This is a genomic window from Marinobacter sp. HL-58, from assembly GCF_001314605.1.
Classification (GTDB): domain Bacteria; phylum Pseudomonadota; class Gammaproteobacteria; order Pseudomonadales; family Oleiphilaceae; genus Marinobacter.
The window spans coordinates 100,741-122,181 of sequence record NZ_LIHP01000002.1 but is presented as its reverse complement, the minus strand read 5'-3'; the positions used below and the strand labels follow the sequence as shown (position 1 = coordinate 122,181).

The following is a 21,441-nucleotide window of genomic DNA, read 5'->3' as shown; positions in this document are numbered from 1 at the left end:
CTTCAGCCGTAATTCTGCAGCAGGCTCGGAACGTCAATAATAAGTGCGATACGGCCATCGCCGGTGATGGTCGCGCCCGCCATGCCCGGCGTTCCCTGCAGAGCACGACCGAGGGGCTTGATCACCACTTCTTCCTGGCCAATGAGCTGATCCACGACAAAGCCGACGCGACGGGTGCCCATGGCGACAATCACCACATGGGCGTTTTCAGGCTCCGGTTCTCCGGCCGCCCCCTTTACCAGCCAGCGCTTGATATGGAACAGCGGGAAGACCTTGTCGCGAACCACGATACACTCGCGACCATCAACGATATTCTTCTTGCTCAGATCCAGGTGGAAAATCTCCACCACGTTGACCAGTGGCAAGGCAAAGGACTGGTCCCCGAGCATGATCATCAGGGTCGGCATGATCGCCAGGGTCAGCGGGACCTTGATAACGATACGGGAACCCTTGCCGAGTTCCGACTCCACGTTCAGCTGGCCGTTAAGCTGGCCGATCTTGGTTTTGACCACATCCATGCCGACGCCACGCCCGGATACATCCGAGATCTGCTCCTTGGTGGAAAAGCCGGCGGCAAAAATCAGGTTATAGCACTCGGCGTTGCTCAGCCGGTCGGCAGCATCCTGATCGTAAATGCCTTTTTCCACCGCTTTACGCCGCAGCACATCCGGATCCATACCCGCGCCGTCGTCCTCGATGGACAACAGGATATGGTCGCCTTCCTGCTCTGCGGAGAGGGTAACGGTACCCTGACGGGGTTTGCCGGCTTTTTCACGGACGTCCGGTGCTTCTATACCATGGTCAACGGAGTTGCGAACCAGGTGGACCAGGGGATCAGACAGCGCCTCGACCAGGTTCTTGTCCAGGTCGGTATCTTCACCGTGCATCTCGAGGTTGATTTCTTTCTTGAGATTCCGCGCCAGGTCGCGAACCACACGAGGGAAGCGGCCAAAGACCTTCTTGATGGGCTGCATCCGCGTGGCCATCACCGCGGACTGGAGGTCCGTGGTGACCACATCCAGGTTGGAGACGGCCTTGTGCATGTGCTCGTCTTCACTCTGGGCACCCAGGCGCTGCAGGCGATTGCGCACCAGCACCAGCTCACCCACCATGTTCATGATGTCATCAAGCCGCTTGGTGTCGACCCGGACGGATGTCTCGGCGACCGGAGCGCTGGCGTCACGGGAAGGCATCGCCGGCGCAGCCGAACTCGCACCGCCTTTTTCGGCCGGCCCTGTTTCAGGCTTGCCAGCGGATCTGGCAGGTTTCTCTGTGCCCGGGCTGGCCGCTCCGGCATCCGGCTTGCCGCTGGCAGGGGATGGCGAAGCGCCGGAGCTTTCAGCAGTGGGACTTCCACCCTTGCCATGCAGGTCGTCCAGCAGCTTTTCAAACTCGTCGTCGGAAATCAGGTCATCACTGCCAGCGCCATTGTCGCCGGCGCCTGTGGTGGCTTCCCCCTTCTGCTCACCGGTCGCGCCGGCCTCCGGGGGGCCGGAAAACTGGCCCTTGCCATGAAGCTGGTCCAGCAGGGCTTCAAATTCGTCATCGGATATTTCGTCGTCACCGCTATCACCGCCTCCGGCGGACGCACCGCTGCCAGCGGAACCGGCCGCATTGCTGCCCTTCTCGTCTTCAAGGGCGTCCAGTAACTGCTCGAATTCGTCGTCAGTGATGTCACCGTTATCGTCGCTCGAGCCGGCCTCTTTCGCGGAATCGGCCACAGGCGTCGCAGCCGGGGCTTCGGAGGCGGGTTTTGCCAGCGCATCCAGGGCAGCGATAAGTTCGGCGGGGGCAGGTGTGGGCTCCTCGTGGTGGCGAACCTGCTCGAACATGGCGTTGACATGGTCCAGCGCCTCGAGCACTACGTCCATCAGCTCGGAGTCCACCTTGCGCTTGTGATTACGCAGGATATCAAACACGTTCTCTGCGGAATGGCAGCAGCTGACCAGGGCGTCCAGCTGGAGAAAGCCGGCACCGCCCTTTACCGTGTGAAAGCCGCGGAAAATGGCGTTGAGCAGATCACTGTCATCCGGATGTTGCTCAAGATCGACCAGTTGCTCAGACAGTTTTTCGAGTATCTCGCCTGCTTCAACAAGGAAGTCCTGCAGGATCTCTTCATCGGCATCAAGCGCCATGGGTTACCCTCTTTTCCTCAGAAACCGAGACTGGACAGAAGATCATCAACATCGTCCTGGCCCGATACAACATCTTCGCGTTCCTGGGCCTTGATCTGTGGCCCGACGCCCTGCTCCGCAGATACCTTGTCCTTCTCTTCCAGTTCGTGAACCGTGCCGGTGATCTGATCCACATGGCTGGCCATGACCACCAGGCTCAACAGGTGTTCCTCGACTTCCTTCACCAGCGTGGTGACCTTCTGGATAACCTGGCCGGTCAGGTCCTGGAAATCCTGTGCCAGCAGTATTTCCGACAGGTTTTCGTACATGGCGCCGGCGTCTGCGTTAAGGCTGACGAAGAAGGTATCGATACGGGCATAGAGTTCGCGGAATTCCTCCGGAGCCATCTCCCGGCGACGCAGCCTTTGCCACTCATCCCTCAGCTCCGCCGCCTCATCACGAATGGCGCTGGCCCGGGGCATGGCTTCTTCCACCAGGTCCATGGTCCGGTTTGCCGCCTTTCCGGTCATCTGAACAACGTATTCAAGGCGATCCGATGCGTCGGTCATTTTTGACAGCGCTTCGGACTGTTCGGCATTACGCGGATCAATCTGGAAGTTACGAATGGCCTCGTGGAGGCTGCGGGTGAGCCGGCCTACCTCCCGGTACAGACTCTGATCCCTTACCTCGCTGAGATCATTGATCAGGGTCATGGCCCGGCCATATTCTCCCGCATTCACCTGCTCAACCAGCTCAGCGGCCTGACTGCGGAGTTTTTCCGTAATCTCCGGGTCGAGGCCCTGTTGATTCTTGTCATTTTCGCTCATGGGAGCCCGTCCGACCTCTGATTACTGGATTCGCTCGAAGATTTTCTCAATCTTCTCCTTGAGTACCGCTGCGGTAAACGGCTTGACCACGTAGCCGTTAACGCCAGCCTGCGCTGCCGCCACGATCTGATCCCGTTTCGCTTCTGCAGTCACCATCAGCACCGGCAGGGTTTTGAGGTTTTCATCGGCGCGAACTGCCTTGAGCAGATCCAGCCCGGACATGCCCGGCATGTTCCAGTCCGTAACCAGGAAATCGTACTTACCGCTTCGAAGCATTGGCAACGCGGTATTGCCGTCGTCCGCTTCGTCGGTGTTGGTGAAACCGAGATCACGAAGCAGGTTCTTGATGATCCGTCGCATCGTGGAGAAGTCATCCACAATCAGGATTTTCATGTTCTTGTCCAATGGGACCTCCAGTTTTAAACGCCCGGAATTCGTTTCAGGCTTCCGGCCATCAGTCTAGCAAGCCGGGAGATTAACCGCTTATTGTGTGGCCTTTCGCCGGGTTGTAAAGCGCCGGTTACCAAAAGGCTACAGTAAAGAATGCTTTGCAACCTCAGCTCAACGGGACTTACTGTTGCCAGTCCGAGAGCCGCCCCCGCAGACGAAGTGCTGCCTGGCTGTGAATCTGGCTCACCCGGCTTTCGCTGACACCCAGAACCGCGCCGATTTCCTTCAGGTTCAGCTCTTCCTGGTAGTAAAGACTCAGAACCAGTTTTTCGCGTTCCGGCAGATCGCCAATCGCAGCGGCCAGGTTGTTCCGGAAGTTGTCCGATGCCAAACCATCCAGTGGATTATCACTGGCCTCTGCTTCGTCTATCGGCAGCTCTCCGGATTCATTGAGCTCATCGAGGCTAAAAAGTCGGCCACTGTTGGCATCACTCAGTGAGGAATGGTATTCATCGAGGCCCATGCCGAGTTCCTCGGCAACTTCCCAGTCCAGGGCTTCGCGGCCCAGTCGGTCCTCAACGGCCTTGATGGCCTTGGCAATGCGGCGGGAATTTCTGTGCACGGAGCGGGGAACCCAGTCCCCCTTGCGAATCTCGTCCACCATGGCACCACGGATACGGATGCCCGCGTAAGTTTCGAAGGTGGCTCCCTTGGTGGAACTGTAGCGCTGGGCTGCTTCCAGCAGGCCGATCATACCGGCCTGCATCAGGTCCTCGAGCTGAACCGAGGCCGGCAGCCGGGCCATGAGATGAAGTGCTATTTTCTTGACCAGCGGGGCCTGCTCCTCAACAAGCTGTGAGGGGCCCCGTGTGCCAGTCCTGTGGTAGATTCCAAGTTCTTTCGCCAATGTCATGTATCCGGCTTTTCAGTGACAGGATCAAAATCAGACTTCGACGAGCCGCTCCACAAAGAATTCCAGATGTCCCCTGGGGGACTGCGGCAATGGCCAGCTGTCAACCTTGTCCGCCAGGCTCTTGATGGCGAGCGATGCTTTGGCACGGGGATAGGCATCAAGTACAGCGCGCTGGCGCTGGACTGACTTTTTCACGGCCTCGTCGTAAGGCACTATACCCACATATTGTAGCGCCACATCCAGGAACCGCTCGGTGACCCTGGTCAGTTTTTCGAAAAGGTGACGGCCTTCCTGCTCATTACGAACCTGGTTCGCCAGGATACGGAAGCGGTTGGTGCCGTAATCCCTGTTCATCAGCTTGATCAGTGCGTAGGCGTCGGTTATGGAGGTAGGTTCATCACAGACAACCAGCAGCAGCTCCTGGGAGGCGCGCAGGAAGCTGACCACAGAATCGGATATGCCGGCTGCGGTATCCACGATCAGTACATCAATCTGGTCACCCAGTTCGCTGAAGGCGTTGATCAGGCCGGCGTGCTCGAGAGAAGTCAGCTGGGTCATACGCTGGGTACCGGAGGAAGCCGGTACAATCTTGATTCCGCCAGGGCCATCCACCAGCACGTCGCGCAGGTCGCACTCTCCGGCAATGACATCCTGGATATTCCGGTTGGCGGTAATCCCCAGCAACACATCAATATTGCCAAGGCCGAGATCGGCATCCAGCAGCACGACACGCCGCCCTTTCTGTGCAAGGGCAATTCCCAGGTTTACCGCAACGTTACTTTTACCAACGCCCCCCTTCCCGCCGGAAACTGCAATCACCTGTACCGGATGTGGTCTGCTCATACTGACTCTGATCTCTTGCCACGTTTAACCGCATAACCGCAGGCTCTGTTGTCGTCAAACAGCGACTGCCTCTTGCTGCTGGAGTCTTTTCAGCCTTTCCACGGCCAGCCGCACCAGCGGAATGGACTCGGCGTGGTGCAGGTCTTCCGGGATTTTCTGTCCGTCGGTGTAATAGGCCACCGGCAATCCCGTTTCCATGACAAATCCCAGCGATTCACCCAGGGTCAGTGCTTCATCAATTTTCGTCATCACACACCCCGTTAGATTTGCCATCTTATAGCAATGCCAGACGGATTTCATGATGCGTGGCTGGCTGGTTGCGGAAACCACCAGATGGGTACGGATACGATGATGACTGCGTGCCAGTTCGGTAAGTTGTTCTTCGTAGCCCTTATCGGTGCTGGTCAAGCCTGCGGTATCAATAAGCACAAGGTGCCGGTCGGATAACTCGTCCAGTATGTCGTCCAGGGAATGGGACTCATCCACAACCCGCACAGGCACGTTCAGGATACGTCCGAATACGAACAATTGCTCATGGGCTGCCACCCGATAGCGGTCGGTGGTGACCAGCGCAATGGAGTCGGCTCCGTGGCGAAGCACATAATGAGCCGCAAGCTTACCAATGGTGGTGGTCTTACCGGAACCGGTGGGCCCTACCAGGGCATAGACGCCGCCCTCTTCCGCCCACTCGCTGCGGGTTGTCTTCACACCTGCCGCCAGCATCTTCAGGGACTGTTTCCAGCCATCCTCAAGGCGCCCTGCCCGGTGACGCCGGGAAAGAGAGCCGGCAAGTTCCGCTCCAAGTCCGAATTCCTGCAGCCGTTCCGCCAGCCGTTGCTGAACAGCGTTCACCGCTGTTTTTTCAGGCTCCGGTTCGCGGCGGGCACTGACCAGATCCCTGAGGGAGCTGATTTCGGCACGCATCTGCGCCAGCTCCCCGGAGTATGTCGAGTCCGCTGCAACCGGTTCCTCCAGCGCCATGTCGCTGCCGGAAAACGCCTCGGCTGCCACACTGGCGTAGCCAGAATCCATGCCATTGTTCCGGCCACCCTGGGCAGCACGCTTTTCACGGACTTCCCGTATGCGATCCCGTGAACGGCCAAGCTCATCCTCCAGGCGGCGATGCTGTTCCGCCTGCAACTCTGCCAGCCGGGATCCATTGGTGGCCTCCCTCGCTGCAGCGCCCAGGCGCTGTCGCGCCATATTTTCGTCGTAATCAAGCGCTGTCACGATTTCGACGCCGCCATCCACCCGACGATTCGACAGAATCACCGCATCCGGACCCATCTGTTCCCGCACCTGACGCAATGCCTCTGCCATACTCTGAGCAAAAAACCGTTTTACTTTCATGATGACACTTCCTCCCCGGTAAGCGCTTGCCGGCGCCTTCCGCCTTGCCGCCCGCGGCCTTACTGGCCTACGGACGCCACAATGGTGATCTGTTTGTTATCCGGAATTTCCTGGTACGACAACACGTGCAATCGCTCTACTCCGAAACTTGCAAACTTTGCCAGTACCGGCCGTAACGGCCCGGACACCAACAATATGGCCGGCTTGCCCAGCATCTCCTGGCGCTGAACGCTGTCCTGGAGAGAGCGCTGCAGCTTCTCGACCATATTCGGCTCCAGCACCAGTCCGATGTCTTCCTGACCGCCGGATTGTTGACTCTGCTGCATGGACTTTAGCAATAACTGTTCCAGGTCCGGATCCAGCGTGATCACCGGGATTTCCGAGTCGTTGCCGCAGATGCTCTGAACAATCATCCGGCGCAATGCCTGGCGGGCCACCGTGGTCAGCAGTTTCGGGTCCTGGCTCTTTGGATGCACGTTCACAATCGCCTCTGCGATGGAGCGCATATCCCGGATCGGCACTTCCTCTTTCAGCAGATTCTGCAGCACTTTCAGCAACAGACTGATGGAGATGGTGGTAGGTACCAGCTCTTCCGCCAGCTTCGGCGATACCTTCTCCAGCTGATCCAGCCATTTCTGGACTTCCTCGTGGCCCAGCAATTCATGGGCGTGTTTCTGGAGGATCTGGTTGAGATGGGTGGCCACCACGGTACTGGCATCCACCACTGTGTAACCCAGGGTCTGCGCCTGGTCTTTCTTGTCCGGTTCAATCCAGCTGGCATCCAGGCCGAAGGCCGGGTCCTTACCCTCAATGCCCTCGATCTTGCCGAATACCTGCCCCGGATCAATGGCCAGTTCCCGGTCCGGATGGATTTCCGCCTCGGCAATGGTGACGCCCATCAACGTAATCCGATACACATTGGGCATCAGGTCCAGGTTGTCACGGATATGAACCGACGGCATCAGGAAACCGAGATCCTGGGAGAGCTTCTTGCGCACCCCCTTGATCCGGCTCAGTAACTGCCCGCCCTGGGATCTGTCCACCAGCGGAATCAGGCGATAGCCGACTTCCAGGCCGACAATATCCACCGTTGCCACATCGTCCCACCCGAGCTCCCGGGTCTCGCCCGGGGCAGGCAGCTGGGCACCCTGTTCACCGCCTTCTCCGGGAGATGAAATATCCCGGCCCGCTGGCCTTGCACCACCGCCCCGAACCGGAAACACTCCGTCTTCCTCAACCGTCTGGCGCTCCTGTTGCCAGATATACCAGGCAATCGCGCCGGCAATGGCACCAAGACCAAGAAAAGCCAGATGGGGCATACCCGGAATCAGGCCGAGAATGACAAGAATAACCGCGGCAATACCCAGCGCCTTGGGGGCGTTGAACATCTGCTGAAGAATCTGGCCGCCCATATCCTGGCTTGACGTAACCCGGGTCACCATGATGGCAGCGGAAGTGGACAGCAGCAGTGACGGAATCTGGGCCACGAGGCCATCACCGATGGTCAGCAGCGCATAGTTCTCGGTGGCGGTACCGAAATCAAGACCATGCTGCGCCATGCCGATGGCGATGCCGCCGATCAGGTTGATGGCAAGAATCAGCAGGCCGGCAATGGCATCACCTTTGACGAACTTGCTGGCACCGTCCATGGAACCATAGAAATCAGCTTCCTGGGCGATCTCTAAACGACGGTGCTTGGCCTCATCCTGGTTGATCAGGCCGGCATTGAGGTCCGCATCGATGGCCATCTGCTTGCCGGGCATCGCATCCAGGGTAAAGCGCGCGCTTACCTCGGAAACCCGGCCGGCACCCTTGGTGACCACCAGGAAGTTGATGATCATCAGAATGGCAAACACCACCAGGCCAACGGCGTAGTTACCACCGATCAGCACCGCACCGAAGGATTCGATCACCTTACCGGCCGCATCCCCACCCTCATGGCCGTTGAGCAGCACAATCCGCGTGGAAGCCACGTTGAGCGCCAGCCTCAGCAGCGTAGCCACCAGCAATACCGTGGGGAAAGATGCAAACTCCATCGGCCTGAGGGCATACACACACACCAGCAGAATCACGATGGACAGGGTGATGTTGAAGGTAAAAAACACATCCAGCATGAACGCTGGCATGGGCAGTATCATCATGCCCAGCAGCCCCATCAACATGATGGGCACGCCCAGATTACCCCGCGTCAGGGATTTGACATTATTGAGGACTAACGCTCGGTCCATGCCGGAAAATTCTCCGATAAACGGTTAACCGCGGCCATTCGCGGGTGGTTTTTTTGACGCCGACGCATCGTTTGGAGGGGTATTCGCAAGATCCGTACCAGAGCTCGGTTTTTTTCTGTCTGCCATGCCTGACGGGCCTGCCGATATACGGTATCCTTGCGCCATTTGCCGGTAATTACGCCGCGCCGGCACTCCGCATCCAGACACTGACACAGAGCACATAGGTGAGCCCCATGCCAATCCACGAGGTGAAACACCCGCTGATCCGCCACAAACTTGGCCTGATGCGCCGCGCCGACATCAGCACCAAGAATTTCCGTGAGCTGGCCCAGGAAGTAGGCGCCCTGCTGACCTACGAGGCCACCAAGGACTTCTCCCTGCAGAAAAAAACCATTGAGGGCTGGGCCGGCCCGGTGGAAATCGAACAGATCCAGGGCAAGAAAATCACCGTGGTTCCCATTCTTCGCGCCGGCATGGGCATGCTTGACGGCGTGCTCACCCTGATACCGGGGGCCCGCGTAAGCGTTGTTGGCCAGGTCAGAAATGAAGAAACCCTGGAGGCCAGCACCTACCTCGAGAAGCTCGTGGGAGAGCTCGACCAGCGCATGGCCATGATTGTGGACCCGATGCTGGCTACCGGGGGCTCGATGATTTCAACCATCGACCTGCTCAAGAAAGCCGGCAGCCATGAAATACGCGCCCTGGTGCTGGTGGCAGCTCCGGAGGGGATAGAAAAGGTACTTGCAAAGCATCCGGACGTATCCATCTACACCGCGTCCATTGACGAGCGACTCAACGACAAAGGCTATATCCTCCCCGGGCTTGGCGATGCCGGCGACAAAATCTTCGGCACCAAGCAGAAGGACGTCTGATCATGCAGGACCACCACCTCAACGACCCTGTCTGGAAGCAGGCCATTGCCGGCTCGCAGATGCTGCTGGTGGCCTTTGGCGCACTGGTACTGATGCCACTGATTACCGGCCTGGATCCCAACGTGGCCCTCTTCACCGCCGGCATCGGCACCCTGATTTTCCATATCGTCACCGGCGGTCAGATTCCCATCTTCCTGGCGTCTTCCTTCGCCTTTATTGCACCCATCATTGCCGCCAAGGGCCGCTTCGGCCTGGAAGAAACCCTGGGCGGCCTGATGGCGGCGGGTATCCTGTACATCGTTCTGAGTGGCGCGGTGCGCCTGCGGGGCACCGGCTTTATCACGCGCCTGCTGCCCCCTGTGGTGATCGGCCCGGTGATTATGGTAATTGGCCTCGGCCTCGCACCGGTCGCCGTTCACATGGCTTCCGGCCGCACCGGCGATGGCTCCGAGCAACTGGTTCCCTACGACACCGCCATCTGGATCGCGATGATATCCCTGACGGTGACCGTGATCATGGCGGTCTGGTCCAGCGGTATTTTCCGCCTGATCCCCATCATGTTCGGCATTATTGTGGGCTATATCCTGTCCGCCATTGCCGGCATCGTGGACCTGTCCCCCATCAGCGAGGCGCCCTGGTTTGCCCTTCCCAATTTCGTGACACCGGAATTCAGCTGGGGCGCCATCCTGTTCATGATCCCCGTGGCCATTGCCCCGGCCATCGAACACATTGGCGACATCCTGGCCATCGGTACCGTTACCCGCAAGAATTACCTGGTCAAACCCGGCCTGCACCGCACCCTGCTGGGTGACGGCCTGGCCACCAGCGCGGCGTCAGCCCTGGGTGGCCCGCCCAACACCACCTACTCAGAAGTCACCGGGGCCGTGGTACTGACCAAGAACTTCAACCCGAAAGTGATGATCTGGGCCGCCTGTATTGCCATTGTACTGGCCTTCGTGGGTAAATTCGGTGCGGCCCTGCAGACCATTCCGGCGCCAGTCATGGGCGGCATCCTGTGCCTGCTGTTCGGTTCCATCGCCGTCGTCGGCCTTAACACCCTGATCCGCCACCAGGTGGACCTGTCAAAGCCCCGAAACCTGGTTATTGTCGCCGTTACCCTGGTATTCGGCATCGGCGACCTGGCGATCGGCAATATGGAAGGCATTGCCCTGTGCGCCGTGGTGGCCATTGCCCTGAACCTGATCCTGCCGGGCAGCGGCGAGGCGTGGGGTAAAAAGATCCATGAGCACGACACCCTCTGACAAAGGCCCGGGCAAGCAGGCTGACAGCTCCGGCATCAGCTTTACCGCCCTCTATACCGGTGCCGTCTGGCACCGGTACGGTCTCTCCGATGACGTGCTCACCACCAGCCAGGGCCGCTGGCTCTACCATCTGATGACCCCCTTCGAGGCCGGCAGCAAGGCCCTTATCGGCGGCAATATCCGCACCTTCCTGCTGCAGCGCCACCTGATCATCGACCACCTCATTGAACAGGCGCTGGAGCGCGGTATCACCCAGGTACTGGAAATCGCCTGCGGCATGTCCCCCAGGGGTATCCGTCTGCGGGACAGGCATCCCCTGATCCACATGGTGGAAGCCGACCTCCCGGACATGGCCACCCGCAAGGCGGCCCGTCTTCTGGTCTCCGGCCGGCTCGGCGACCGCCACCAGGTGGTGCCGATGGATATCCTGGCAGAATCCGGCAACCAGTCGCTGGAAGCAGTGGTTTCAGGGGTGTTCGACAACAACGAACCGATGATCGTCATCACCGAAGGCCTTACCAGCTATTTCTCACTCCCGGTTATTTCAGGGTTCTGGAAACGCCTGGCGGTGTTGATGCAGCAACTCCCCGGCTCGGTCTACCTTTCGGAAAGCTACCTAATGCCACAGCAACCGTTTCTGCGCGGCACCCTGAAATCCCTGGGCGGCCTGCTGGGCACGGTTACCCGCAGCGATGTCAGCTTCCACTTCAACAACGACCAGCAGGCCCGTGACCACTTCCTGGCCACCGGCTTCCCCTCAGTCCGGGTCTGGAACCCCACCGAGTTTTACGGCCACCTGCCGATCCCCGAGAGCCGCCGTGATCCTATGGTTCGGGTTATTGAGGCCCGGTCCTAGCCTTTTGTAGCATGATCGATTGCGGGTGTGAGCCGGGTGGGAGGCATTGACCAGGACACGCTACGAGCACATCCATGTGCGCTTGACTTTGGCCATCCATGGCCAAAGACAGTCCTGTTCAATGCCTCCCACCCGGCTCACTCGGGCTGTCGTGATATCGCTGGCTATTGACTGCAATGCGTAGGTCGGATTAGCGAAGCGTAATCCGACAAATGTTGTATAGCCGAGGCACAGTGTCGGATTACGCTTCGCTAATCCGACCTACGTTTCTTGTGCTGTATCGTGAGGTTGAAAGAGCTGTGTCGGGGCCGCCTCCCAAAACCGTGGAGCGCCAGGGATGGCGCGACCGAGCCCTACAGGGACGTATTCACGGGCGTGTTTTGGGAGGCGGCCCCGACACAGCAACACCCCCGAATCCATCAGGCTACGGGATAGAAGACAACCACCAAGCGTCAGATATCCCGCCGCAAATCCGAAGGTATGGGGAAGTCCGGAACGTGGGGTTTCTGGCCCCGGCCCTTGCGGAACTGGCGGAGCTGGAATACGTAGGCCAGAACCTGGGCGATGGCCATGTAGAGGCCGTCGGGAATCTCGCCGCCCAGTTCGGTGTTGTGGTAGACCGCCCGGGTCAGCGGTGGCGTTCGGAGGATTTCAACCTTGTTCTCGCGGGCAATCTCCATGATCTTGAAGGCAGTCTCATCAGAGCCTTTAGCCACCACAACCGGCGCCGCCATCTTCTTCTGATCATACTTCAGTGCCACCGCGTAGTGGGTCGGGTTGGTGATCACCACATCCGCACCCGGAACATCCTGCATCATCCGGCGCTGGGCCATTTCCCGCTGCAGCTGACGGATCTTGCCCTTCACTTCCGGCTTGCCCTCGGTGTCCTTGTATTCGTCCTTCACCTCCTGCTTGGTCATGCGCAGTTTTTTCTGGTGGTCGTAGATCTGGAAAGGCACATCGATAGCGGCAATGATAATGGTGGCGCAGGCGAGGATCAGAAAGCTCCAGCCCAGGGTCCAGAGCACGTGTTCCATGGCCGGTTTGATGGGCTCTTCCGAGATACTGAGCAGGTCGTCGGTGCGCAGGTTGAGAATCACTATGGCCACTGCCATGACCAGCCCCACTTTGAGGATGGCCTTGACCAGCTCAATCAGTGAGCGCATGGAGAACATGCGCTTGAGGCCTTTGAGCGGGTCCATGCGGTTGAGCTTGGGGGCGATGGCTTTGCCGCTGACCAGCAGGCCGCCGATGCCGACGGAGCCGGCGATGGCGGCCACCAGCAGCAGGATCAGTAGCGGCGCCAGGGACAAGGCGGCTTCTTTGGTGGACTGGATCAGTTGAACGCTCATGTGGCGGGTGTCGAAGATGGCTGAGCGTTCTATAACGAAGCTGTCCCGCATGATGCTTTCCATGGACGCACCCATGGAGGCGCCGAATATCAACAGGCCGCCGGCGCCGGCCAGCAGGACGGCCATGGTGGCCAGTTCCTTGGAGCGTGCGGTCTGGCCATCCTCCCTGGCTTTTTCGAGCCTTCGGGGGGTGGCCTCTTCGGTTTTATCCTGGCTGTTGTCGTTTTCTTCGGCCATGGTTTCTGTCTTTGCTTTATCTTCGGCTTCGGCTCGGGAGTGTCGGTTGGTGGGGAAGGCCCTCCCAAAAAACGCCCGTGAATACGTCCATGTAGGGCTCGGTCGCGCCATCCATGGCGTTCCACGTTTTTGGGAGGGCCTTCCCCACCAACCTCAGCAAACTTCTGAGTGCGACCACGCTCAAATCGCCCTATTGCCTGCTTCCTGGTTAACCGTTAGGGCTGACCCTGCAGGTTTCGCATGAAATCGAACGTTTCCCGTGTGTACTGCTCGAAGTGCGGCAGAAAATTGGCGTGCAGCACCCATATGGCAAATAATCCAAAAATCAGGCCAATCGGGAAGCCGAGGGCGAAAATATTCATTTGCGGGGCGGCGCGGGTCATGACGCCGAAGGAGATGTTGACGATGAACACGGCGGTGACCGCCGGCAGGGCCAGGAGTACGGCGGCGGCGAACATCCAGCTGATGCGGTGGGCCAGTTCCCACACACCCGTCTGGCCCAGGCCTTCAAGGCCGATAGGAAGGGTGCGGAAGCTTTCGATGAAGACTTCGAAGGCGACCAGGTGGCCGTTCATGGCCAGATACAGCAGGGTGATGGTGATGGTGTAGATCTGGGCCAGTACCGGCACGTTGACGCCGTTGGCGGGGTCGACCATGGAGGCGAAGCCGAGGCCCATCTGCATGGCGATCATCTGGCCGGCGACGACGAATAGCTGGAATAGCGCGGTCAGGGCGAAGCCCATGCCGACGCCGATGAGGATCTGCTGCAGGGTGATGATTACCCCGTCGGCGCTGAAGGCGTCTACTTGTGGGACCGGGGGGATCATCGGTACCACCAGGATGGTGATGATCAGGGCCAGCCCGAGGCGGACTCTGGCCGGGACCAGCTGGGTGCCGACGAACGGGATCACCATCATGAAGCTGGCCAGGCGGAACAGTGGCCACAGGTGCTGGCCTACCCACTGGTTGATCAAATCCGCTGAAATCTCGGTGGGCATGCCCGGTCAGCCGATCAGGTAGGGAATGCTGCCGATCAGCCGTTCCGCGTGGTCGATAAGCTGGGTGAGCATCCAGGGGCCGGCCACGATGATGGTGATCAGGGTGACCAGCAGGCGTGGCAGGAAGCTCAGGGTCTGTTCGTTGATCTGGGTGGCGGCCTGGAAGGTGCTGACCACCAGGCCGATGACCAGGCCGGGGCCGATGATCAGGCTGGCCAGCAGCACGATCATCCACAGGGCTTCGCGGAGGATGTCGATGACGGTTTCGGGTGTCATGGTTGTGCTCCCCTATATCCCGTAACTGGCGGCCAGGGTGCCCATGATCAGGGCCCAGCCATCCACCAGTACAAACAGCATGATCTTGAACGGCAGCGAGATGATGATGGGCGACAGCATCATCATACCCATGGCCATCAGCACGCTGGCCACCACCATGTCGATAATCAGGAACGGAATAAACAGGATGAAACCGATCTGGAAGGCGGTTTTCAGCTCGCTGGTGACAAACGCCGGCAGCAACACCCAGAAGGAGACGTCCTCCGGGGTGTCGTATTCTTCGTCGGCGATGCGCATGAACAGGCCCAGGTCACTCTCCCGGGTCTGTGCCAGCATGAAGGTGCGGAATGGCAGGCTGGCCTGCTCCACCGCTTCCAGGGATGTGAGTTCTTCTTCCATGTAGGGCTGCAGGGCCACTTCGTTGACCTCTTCCAGTACCGGTTTCATGATGAAGATAGTAAGGAACAGTGTCAGCCCGAGAAGTATCTGGTTGGAAGGCGTGGACTGCAGGCCAAGGGCCTGGCGCAGTATGGCAAACACCACGATGATGCGGGTGAAGGACGTCATCATCATCAGCATCGCCGGCAGGAAGGTTAGCGCTGTCATCAGCGCCAGGATCTGCAGCGATACCGAGTATTCCTCGACGCCCTCTTCCTCGCCCGGGGTTACGGTAAACGCCGGAATACCGGGGATGTCCGCCAGCGCGGCCGGCGCCCAGGACGTGAGTAATACAAGTACCAGCAACGCGACAATGCGCCCGGGAACACGCGCCAACATGTCAGGAGCCTTCCTTCGATGAAGAACCGGAACCCCAGGATTTACCGATCATGCCCTGGAGTTTGCGGGCGAAATCACCGGATACCGGCTCACCGGCACTGACCACCGGTTCGTCAAAAACATGCAATGTGCGAATCGTCGAAGGTGTGACACCCACGAGAATCTGTGTGCCGCCGACTTCGATCAGCGCTATCCGTTCCCGGGTACCCATGGGCATGACGGACACCACCTTGATGGCGCGGGTATTGCCGCCGCTCATCCCCCCCATGCGCCGGACAACCCAGGCGCATCCGAAAATAAGGGCAAGTACCGCCAACAGGCCAGCCCCGAGGGTCAGCATGGTCACCAGGGTATCAGGGGCTGATGCGGTTTCCCGGGCGGGGTTTTCCTGTTCCTGGGCCACCACAAGCGCCGGTGCCACCATGGCCAGAAAGAAGCCGGTAAACCTGTTGTGAAACAGAGACACGGAAAGCAGCGCCATATTACTTCTGCAACCGTTTGATACGTTCACCGGGGCTGATCACGTCTGTCAGGCGGATGCCGAACTTCTCGTTGACCATCACCACCTCACCATGGGCAATCAGAGTGCCGTTGACCAGGACATCAAGCGGCTCACCCGCCAACCGGTCCAGTTCAATAACCGAGCCCTGGTTAAGCTGTAACAGGTTGCGAATCGGTATCTGGGTGTTGCCCACTTCCATGGAAATGGTGACGGGAATGTCGAGAATAACATCCAGATCCGGTGCCGGGCCGCCGCCCTGGCTGAAATTCGAGCCTTCCGGAAACTCTTCCATGGGCGCTGTGCGGACATTGTCTTTACCAGTGTCTTTGCCGCCACCACCCTCGTCAGCGGTTTCACCCGCTTCCGCCATGGCTGCCGCCCATTCATCCTCACGGCTGTCTTCGTCGGCATCGCCAGATTCTTCCATGGCGGATTCCCACTCGGCCGCGAGCTTCTCGTCTTCGCTGAGCTCCTGCTCGTCTTTTTTGTTGTCATCAGCCATTGTTGCGTCCCACCTTCAGTTGCTTTTTCACCTTGGGCACGGTTGCCCGCTCATGGATTCTCAGTGCCAACTTGCCATCACGGGTACCCATCGTGGCTTTGTAGACCGGGATACCGTTGGCTGTCAGGGTCAGTAATTCGGGAATTTCCACCGGAATTATGTCGCCTTCCTTCAGTTTGGCGATATCGCGAAGGGAAATGCGGCGCCGACACACGGTGGTGTTGATGGGAACGTTCACTTCCTTGATGTCTTCCTGCAGGGCGCTGACCCAGCGTTCATCCACATCATCAATATCACTCTGAACACCGGCATCCAGCACGTCGCGGATCGGCTCGATCATTGAATAGGGCAAGGCCATGTGCAGTTCTCCGCCGCCCCCGTCCAGCTCGATGTGGAAGGTGCTGACCACCACCACTTCGCTGGGGCTGACGATATTGGCCATGGCCGGATTGACTTCCGAGCTCAGGTACTCGAAATCCACCTTCAGCACGGCGTGCCAGGCTTCCTTCATGTCATGGAATACCTGGTCCAGCACCATCTGCACGATGCGGGTTTCCGTTGGCGTGAATTCACGGCCCTCGATCTTGGCATGCCGACCCTCGCCTCCGAAAAAGTTGTCCACCAGTTTGAACACCAGCTTGGCATCCAGCACAAACAGAGACGTGCCACGCAGCGGCCTTACCTTGCACAGGTTCAGGCTGGTGGGCACGTAGAGGGTGTGAATATATTCGCCAAACTTCATGATCTGTACGCCGCCTGTTGAAACATCGGCGTTACGGCGCAGCAGGTTGAACAGGCTGATGCGGGTGTAGCGGGCGAAACGCTCGTTGATCATTTCAAGCGTGGGCATCCGGCCACGGACAATACGGTCCTGACTGGCAAGATCGTAGGACTTGATACCGGTATCATCGGTTTCTTCATAGGTATCAATATCGCCGTCATCCACACCGTGGAGGAGCGCATCGATTTCATCCTGTGACAATAAGTCCTGCATAGGTTCCTCTGCCCCTGATCTCTGCCCTGCCCGGGCCCGGTCGCACTATCTGGTGCGGTCTTTACCGAACTTTTTTCACTGCACCACGAAGTTCCTGAAAAGCACCCTTAACAAGGGAGGTTCGCCCTCCTGTTCGAGTGCATCATTGACTGCCTCCAGCATGTCATCGGCCAGCGCCTGCCGGCCTTCCGGCGTCTGCAACTCCTCGAAATCCCTGTCCCCGAGCACACTGATCAACCGGCTGCGCAATAGCGGCATGTGCTGGCCGGCAGCGGTCAATGCCTCGGGGTTGTCCGCTTCGAACGCCAGATAAGCCTGGGCGTAACGCTGCCGCCCCTCGGCCTGTACCGTCGTTACCAGCGCCTTATCCAGTACCGTATAGGTGCTGGGCTTAAAAGCATCAGTCTCCTCCGCTGACTCTTCGTTGCCACCCCCGAGACCGGGTAGTTCGCTTCCAAGGAACCACATGGTTCCTATTACCGAAAGCCCAACCGCCAGAATCACTACCAGTATCAGCAGTATAATAAGCTTGAGCTTGCCTTTCTTCGCCGGCGCCGCCGGGGGCGCATTATCTTCAGCCATAACGTGTTTCTGCCAGAAATCCGTCAACCGGACAGGTTATATGAAGGTATAAGCAAAGGGCGGGCCAGATAGGCCCATCCTCCTTATCAGAACAGCAGTTTAGCGTTGCGACGAAGGATGGGCAAAAGAAGAATTACCGGGAAGGGCAATCGGTTCAGGCGAAGATATCGACTTCGCCTTTCCAGGTCAGGTCCAGGGATTCGGGTTGCAGGTCCTGATCATCCGGATCGGTGGCTGCCAGCACACCACTGCCGTTATCACTGTGCTCACCCGTACCCTCCTCCCCGTTCTGCTGCTGGGAAGAGTCCGATACATCGAACTGTTCGAGGGACAGGCCCTGCTCACTCAGCATATCCCTGAGACGATGGCTGTGCAGTTCCAGCTGATCCCGCACCGCCGGATTAGCCGAATGGACGGTAATATTTGCCTGTTCCTGCTGCACCTGGACCCGCACTTCCATCGGCCCCATATCCGGAGGGGTCAGATGTATTTCAGCAACGGACATGTTGCGCGCGGTGAGCCAGGTCAGTTTGCCAACCAGTTTGTCGCCCCACTCCGCGTGGTTCACCGGCACATCAATTGAGGTGGTATATCCCCGCAGCGCGGCGGCATCCGCGGGAAGCTTGGCGGTATTGGGGTTGGCCACCTGCTGGCTGGCCAGTTCCGCCGCTGCCTGAAAGCGAATGGTACCCTGAACCTGGGGAGCCTCCTGGGTGCGAGACAAATCGGCGGTCATTCCTGACATCAGCGCCTCGGTAAGAGCCAATCCGGCGCCCGGGCCCTGGCCATTACCCTGGCCCGGCTTGCCTTCGCCCGCACCGGGCATGCCTGCCATCATTCCAACAAAAGCCTGCACGCCGGATATGACGCCATTAGAGCCACCGGTACTGCCTGACCGGGCATTGTTACCGCCAGCGGCAACGGGTGGGGTACCGTCCTCCGCAGGCATCACCAGCGCCTGGAGGCCGGCAAAGGTCAGTGGAACCACCTCTTCAGCGGGGTTTTCGCCGGAACCCTCCGGCGTTACGGCTTCGTCGGCCCGGGCAGCGGCATCTTCCCTGACTGCTGACTCGTCCTTCTCTGCTCTGGCGCGACTGTCGGTGTTGCGTGAGGCCTTGTCCACGGAGGTTTCCCTGGTGTCATCGGGACGCTTGTCGCTATTCTTGTCCGGGCGGGCCTCCTGGTGACGGGCTTTATCATCAGCCCGGGCCTGGTCCCGCTTTTCAGCCTGCTTTTTGTCGAGTCGCTGCTGCTCGGCACGGGAAACCGTATCAAAACGGCTGTCGCCGTTTTTATCCTGGCCGGCAGATCCGGGCTTTACACCACTATCGGACTTCGGCCCCTGCGGGGGCGTTTGTGGAAGAACCATCTGGGACATGGCAACCTCTTGCCGCTTTTTGCTGATCGGAGCGCATCTGTCTGCGTTACCGGATACTCAGCAAAAGCGGTGCCATTTCTCCACTATTCCAGAAACCGTCGCAGATTGTCTTCCACCTGCCGGAACTCATTCTCAATGGCATCGACCATGGCAGCCGCGTCTCCCAGGCGATTGTCGCGTCCGGCTTTTTCAGCTTCCGCGCACAGTTCACCCAGTCTTGGGGCACCGATATTGATGCAACTGCCCTTGAAACTGTGTGCGGATTTGGAAAAACCGTCCGCATCCTCCTGCTCCAGTGCCGAGCGCAGGTGAGCAATGCGATCCGAGGAATCCTTGATATAGGTGGTGATGAGAACGTCGAATTCGTCCTCCATCACATCCTGCAACTCGGCCAATGCTTCCTGATCAAGGTGTGGCTTGTCCGACATGACCAACCCCCTGTTTATGTGGTGGTACTACCCTACCGGGCAGCAACCTCGGAAAAATGCCAATCATATACGATCTCTACCCGGGAGCCATATTCCCGGAAGTTGAGGGAATGCCCCAGCTTCCGAAGTAACATCAGGCCTCGCCCGGAATAACCGTTTTCATTACCTTCTTCCGTGTGCTCCTGATAATCGAACCCACTGCCACTGTCTTCACAAACAATGGTCAACTGTCCACCCTGACCGGTCATGGTATGGCTCAGGGTAAACCGGATGAAGTGGTCAGTTACCGTTTGCAAACGCCGCTCTCTCTCAGCGTAGTAGCGGCCAAAACCGTCCGGTGTGGCCTTCCAGTCCGACGACAGGCCCAACACACCGTGTTCCAGCGCATTGGTGTAAAGCTCTGATAACAGAGTGTAGATTTCACCACTCTTGCGACGTAACCCCGGCACTTCCATGCAGATATGCAGCAACAGAGGCAACGGACTGAACTGTCCCAGCGACCGGTCCTGGATTTCGTAGACACAGTGCCACTCCGCCGGCCCTTCCAGCGCCGATTGGGGCAATCGTTCCGACACCCCAACCAGGTCGGCTTCCTTCACCATCTCCAGTGCCAGTAACGTCACGTCATCCTGTTCCGGCTGTTTGCCGGTAAATGCGCGAATTCCTGCCATCACCGCGTCGAACGGTGAACTGCCGGCATCCCTGTCCTCCAGCGAGCGCCTGAGTCGATCCTCTCCGTACATGGAGCCCTGGTGGTTCTCGGCTTCCAATACGCCATCGGTCATCATCAGCAGAGTATCCCCCGGCTCTGTACGGAAAACTTCCATTCCGGCATCGAAGCGGGCGGCACCAAGCACTCCCAGCGGCAGATGCCGGGACGCAACAGTCTCAAGCGCTCCATTTCTCCTTATCAGAACGCCATCCGGCAGCCCTCCGTTCCATATCTGCAACTGATTGAGGTGAAAATCAGCCTGGATCATTGCGGCGCAGCAGAACATACCCGTGGGAAGGATTCTGCCAAGCTTCTGGTTGATCTCCCGCAGCACGTCACTTCCGCTGAAGCCCTTACTGGTCATGCCATAGAAGATCTCGGCCACCGGCATGGCACCGACCGCAGCGGGAAGACCATGGCCGGTGAAGTCACCAACCAGTATCTGCATTCCTCCCGCAGGGCGCGGACAGGCAAAGAGCACATCGCCATTGAATATCGACATGGGCGATGCATGGAAACGGATATTCGGCGCATCCAGGCAACCGGTGTGGGCGATATTCTCGAAAACCCGCTTGGCAATCTCCTGTTCCTCCGTAAGCTGGCGGTTACGGTCACGGATCAGGTCGCGATGTTCGCTCAGGGTGCGGTGCATCAGCCGCATGCGATTGAACGCATTGATCTTGGCTTCGATGATGATGCGGTTATAGGGCTTTGTCAGGAAATCGTCGCCGCCTGCCTCCAGGCAGCGTACCAGTGCGTCGGCATCAGACAGGGAAGTCAGGAAAATCAGGGGCACCAGGCGCTCGCCTGCCAGCGCCTTGATGTGGTGAGCTGCTTCCATGCCATCCATGACCGGCATCAGGGCATCCAGCAATACGATGTCTGCTCCGGACTGGCGAAAGATATCGACGGCCTCTTCACCGTTTCTTGCGTCTTCCACCTCATGCCCCAGGCGACGGAGAAGGGTTTTGAGAATCAGACGATCGCTGTCGCTGTCGTCTGCGATCAGAATCCTCAGCGGCCGGTTGTCTGAGAGTGAATCATCCAC

The 21,441-nt window shown here is 58.8% G+C and carries 21 protein-coding genes; 3 read left to right on the top strand and 18 right to left on the bottom strand.

Annotated elements, in window-relative coordinates:
* Positions 1 to 2: 2 nt before the first annotated feature.
* From HLUCCO03_RS02725 to flhA, 7 genes are all read right to left on the bottom strand, one after another.
* Entirely contained in the window at positions 3 to 2,135 is a 2,133-nt protein-coding gene (locus HLUCCO03_RS02725) for a chemotaxis protein CheA (RefSeq protein ID WP_027832533.1), read from the bottom strand.
* A gap of 17 nt (positions 2,136 to 2,152) precedes the next feature.
* Positions 2,153 to 2,941, bottom strand: a complete 789-nt coding sequence (locus HLUCCO03_RS02720; protein WP_027832534.1) for a protein phosphatase CheZ — start codon at positions 2,939 to 2,941, stop codon at positions 2,153 to 2,155.
* Between the two features lie 21 nt (positions 2,942 to 2,962).
* Positions 2,963 to 3,346 (bottom strand): chemotaxis response regulator CheY, encoded by a 384-nt coding sequence (cheY, locus tag HLUCCO03_RS02715; protein WP_027832535.1) that lies wholly within the window; start codon positions 3,344 to 3,346, stop codon positions 2,963 to 2,965.
* Positions 3,347 to 3,512: 166 nt separating this feature from the next.
* Positions 3,513 to 4,244, bottom strand: coding sequence for an RNA polymerase sigma factor FliA (locus tag HLUCCO03_RS02710; protein ID WP_027832536.1), 732 nt, complete (start codon positions 4,242 to 4,244; stop codon positions 3,513 to 3,515).
* A 30-nt stretch (positions 4,245 to 4,274) separates the two neighbouring features.
* Positions 4,275 to 5,087, bottom strand: coding sequence for a MinD/ParA family protein (locus HLUCCO03_RS02705; RefSeq protein ID WP_027832537.1), 813 nt, complete (start codon positions 5,085 to 5,087; stop codon positions 4,275 to 4,277).
* A 54-nt stretch (positions 5,088 to 5,141) separates the two neighbouring features.
* The gene (flhF, locus tag HLUCCO03_RS02700) at positions 5,142 to 6,437 is read right to left on the bottom strand and encodes a flagellar biosynthesis protein FlhF (protein WP_027832538.1); all 1,296 of its coding nucleotides are present in this window, start codon (positions 6,435 to 6,437) and stop codon (positions 5,142 to 5,144) included.
* A gap of 59 nt (positions 6,438 to 6,496) precedes the next feature.
* Entirely contained in the window at positions 6,497 to 8,665 is a 2,169-nt protein-coding gene (gene flhA, locus HLUCCO03_RS02695) for a flagellar biosynthesis protein FlhA (protein ID WP_027832539.1), read from the bottom strand.
* A 233-nt stretch (positions 8,666 to 8,898) separates the two neighbouring features.
* Here flhA and upp point away from each other — a divergent pair, with 233 nt between their 5' ends.
* From upp to HLUCCO03_RS02680, 3 genes are read left to right on the top strand one after another with little or no spacing between them, the layout of a single operon-like run.
* Complete coding sequence (gene upp, locus HLUCCO03_RS02690; protein WP_027832540.1) at positions 8,899 to 9,537, top strand: uracil phosphoribosyltransferase; 639 nt, start codon at positions 8,899 to 8,901, stop codon at positions 9,535 to 9,537.
* A gap of 2 nt (positions 9,538 to 9,539) precedes the next feature.
* A complete protein-coding gene (locus HLUCCO03_RS02685) occupies positions 9,540 to 10,799 on the top strand; it encodes a uracil-xanthine permease family protein (RefSeq protein ID WP_027832541.1) in 1,260 nt (419 codons plus the stop codon).
* Complete coding sequence (locus tag HLUCCO03_RS02680; RefSeq protein WP_051603894.1) at positions 10,780 to 11,655, top strand: class I SAM-dependent methyltransferase; 876 nt, start codon at positions 10,780 to 10,782, stop codon at positions 11,653 to 11,655. Before HLUCCO03_RS02685 ends, HLUCCO03_RS02680 begins: the two co-directional genes overlap by 20 nt.
* A gap of 452 nt (positions 11,656 to 12,107) precedes the next feature.
* Here the strand turns inward: HLUCCO03_RS02680 and flhB are convergent, their stop codons facing one another.
* The 11 genes from flhB to HLUCCO03_RS02625 all read right to left on the bottom strand — a co-directional run bounded on the left by flhB (position 12,108) and on the right by HLUCCO03_RS02625 (position 21,441).
* The gene (gene flhB, locus HLUCCO03_RS02675; RefSeq protein ID WP_292016603.1) at positions 12,108 to 13,244 is read right to left on the bottom strand and encodes a flagellar biosynthesis protein FlhB; all 1,137 of its coding nucleotides are present in this window, start codon (positions 13,242 to 13,244) and stop codon (positions 12,108 to 12,110) included.
* A gap of 215 nt (positions 13,245 to 13,459) precedes the next feature.
* A complete protein-coding gene (gene fliR / locus HLUCCO03_RS02670) occupies positions 13,460 to 14,242 on the bottom strand; it encodes a flagellar biosynthetic protein FliR (RefSeq protein WP_027832543.1) in 783 nt (260 codons plus the stop codon).
* Between the two features lie 6 nt (positions 14,243 to 14,248).
* Positions 14,249 to 14,518 (bottom strand): flagellar biosynthesis protein FliQ, encoded by a 270-nt coding sequence (gene fliQ, locus HLUCCO03_RS02665; RefSeq protein ID WP_027832544.1) that lies wholly within the window; start codon positions 14,516 to 14,518, stop codon positions 14,249 to 14,251.
* 12 nt (positions 14,519 to 14,530) lie between these two features.
* The gene (fliP, locus tag HLUCCO03_RS02660) at positions 14,531 to 15,295 is read right to left on the bottom strand and encodes a flagellar type III secretion system pore protein FliP (RefSeq protein ID WP_027832545.1); all 765 of its coding nucleotides are present in this window, start codon (positions 15,293 to 15,295) and stop codon (positions 14,531 to 14,533) included.
* Between the two features lies 1 nt (position 15,296).
* Complete coding sequence (fliO, locus tag HLUCCO03_RS02655; protein ID WP_036197595.1) at positions 15,297 to 15,776, bottom strand: flagellar biosynthetic protein FliO; 480 nt, start codon at positions 15,774 to 15,776, stop codon at positions 15,297 to 15,299.
* A 1-nt stretch (position 15,777) separates the two neighbouring features.
* The gene (fliN, locus tag HLUCCO03_RS02650; RefSeq protein ID WP_027832547.1) at positions 15,778 to 16,299 is read right to left on the bottom strand and encodes a flagellar motor switch protein FliN; all 522 of its coding nucleotides are present in this window, start codon (positions 16,297 to 16,299) and stop codon (positions 15,778 to 15,780) included.
* The gene (fliM, locus tag HLUCCO03_RS02645) at positions 16,292 to 17,293 is read right to left on the bottom strand and encodes a flagellar motor switch protein FliM (protein WP_027832548.1); all 1,002 of its coding nucleotides are present in this window, start codon (positions 17,291 to 17,293) and stop codon (positions 16,292 to 16,294) included. Before fliM ends, fliN begins: the two co-directional genes overlap by 8 nt.
* A 75-nt stretch (positions 17,294 to 17,368) precedes the next feature.
* A complete protein-coding gene (gene fliL / locus HLUCCO03_RS02640; protein WP_027832549.1) occupies positions 17,369 to 17,875 on the bottom strand; it encodes a flagellar basal body-associated protein FliL in 507 nt (168 codons plus the stop codon).
* Between the two features lie 154 nt (positions 17,876 to 18,029).
* Positions 18,030 to 19,253, bottom strand: coding sequence for a flagellar hook-length control protein FliK (locus tag HLUCCO03_RS02635; protein WP_027832550.1), 1,224 nt, complete (start codon positions 19,251 to 19,253; stop codon positions 18,030 to 18,032).
* A gap of 83 nt (positions 19,254 to 19,336) precedes the next feature.
* A complete protein-coding gene (locus HLUCCO03_RS02630; RefSeq protein ID WP_027832551.1) occupies positions 19,337 to 19,681 on the bottom strand; it encodes an Hpt domain-containing protein in 345 nt (114 codons plus the stop codon).
* 32 nt (positions 19,682 to 19,713) lie between these two features.
* Positions 19,714 to 21,441, bottom strand: a complete 1,728-nt coding sequence (locus HLUCCO03_RS02625) for a fused response regulator/phosphatase (RefSeq protein WP_027832552.1) — start codon at positions 21,439 to 21,441, stop codon at positions 19,714 to 19,716.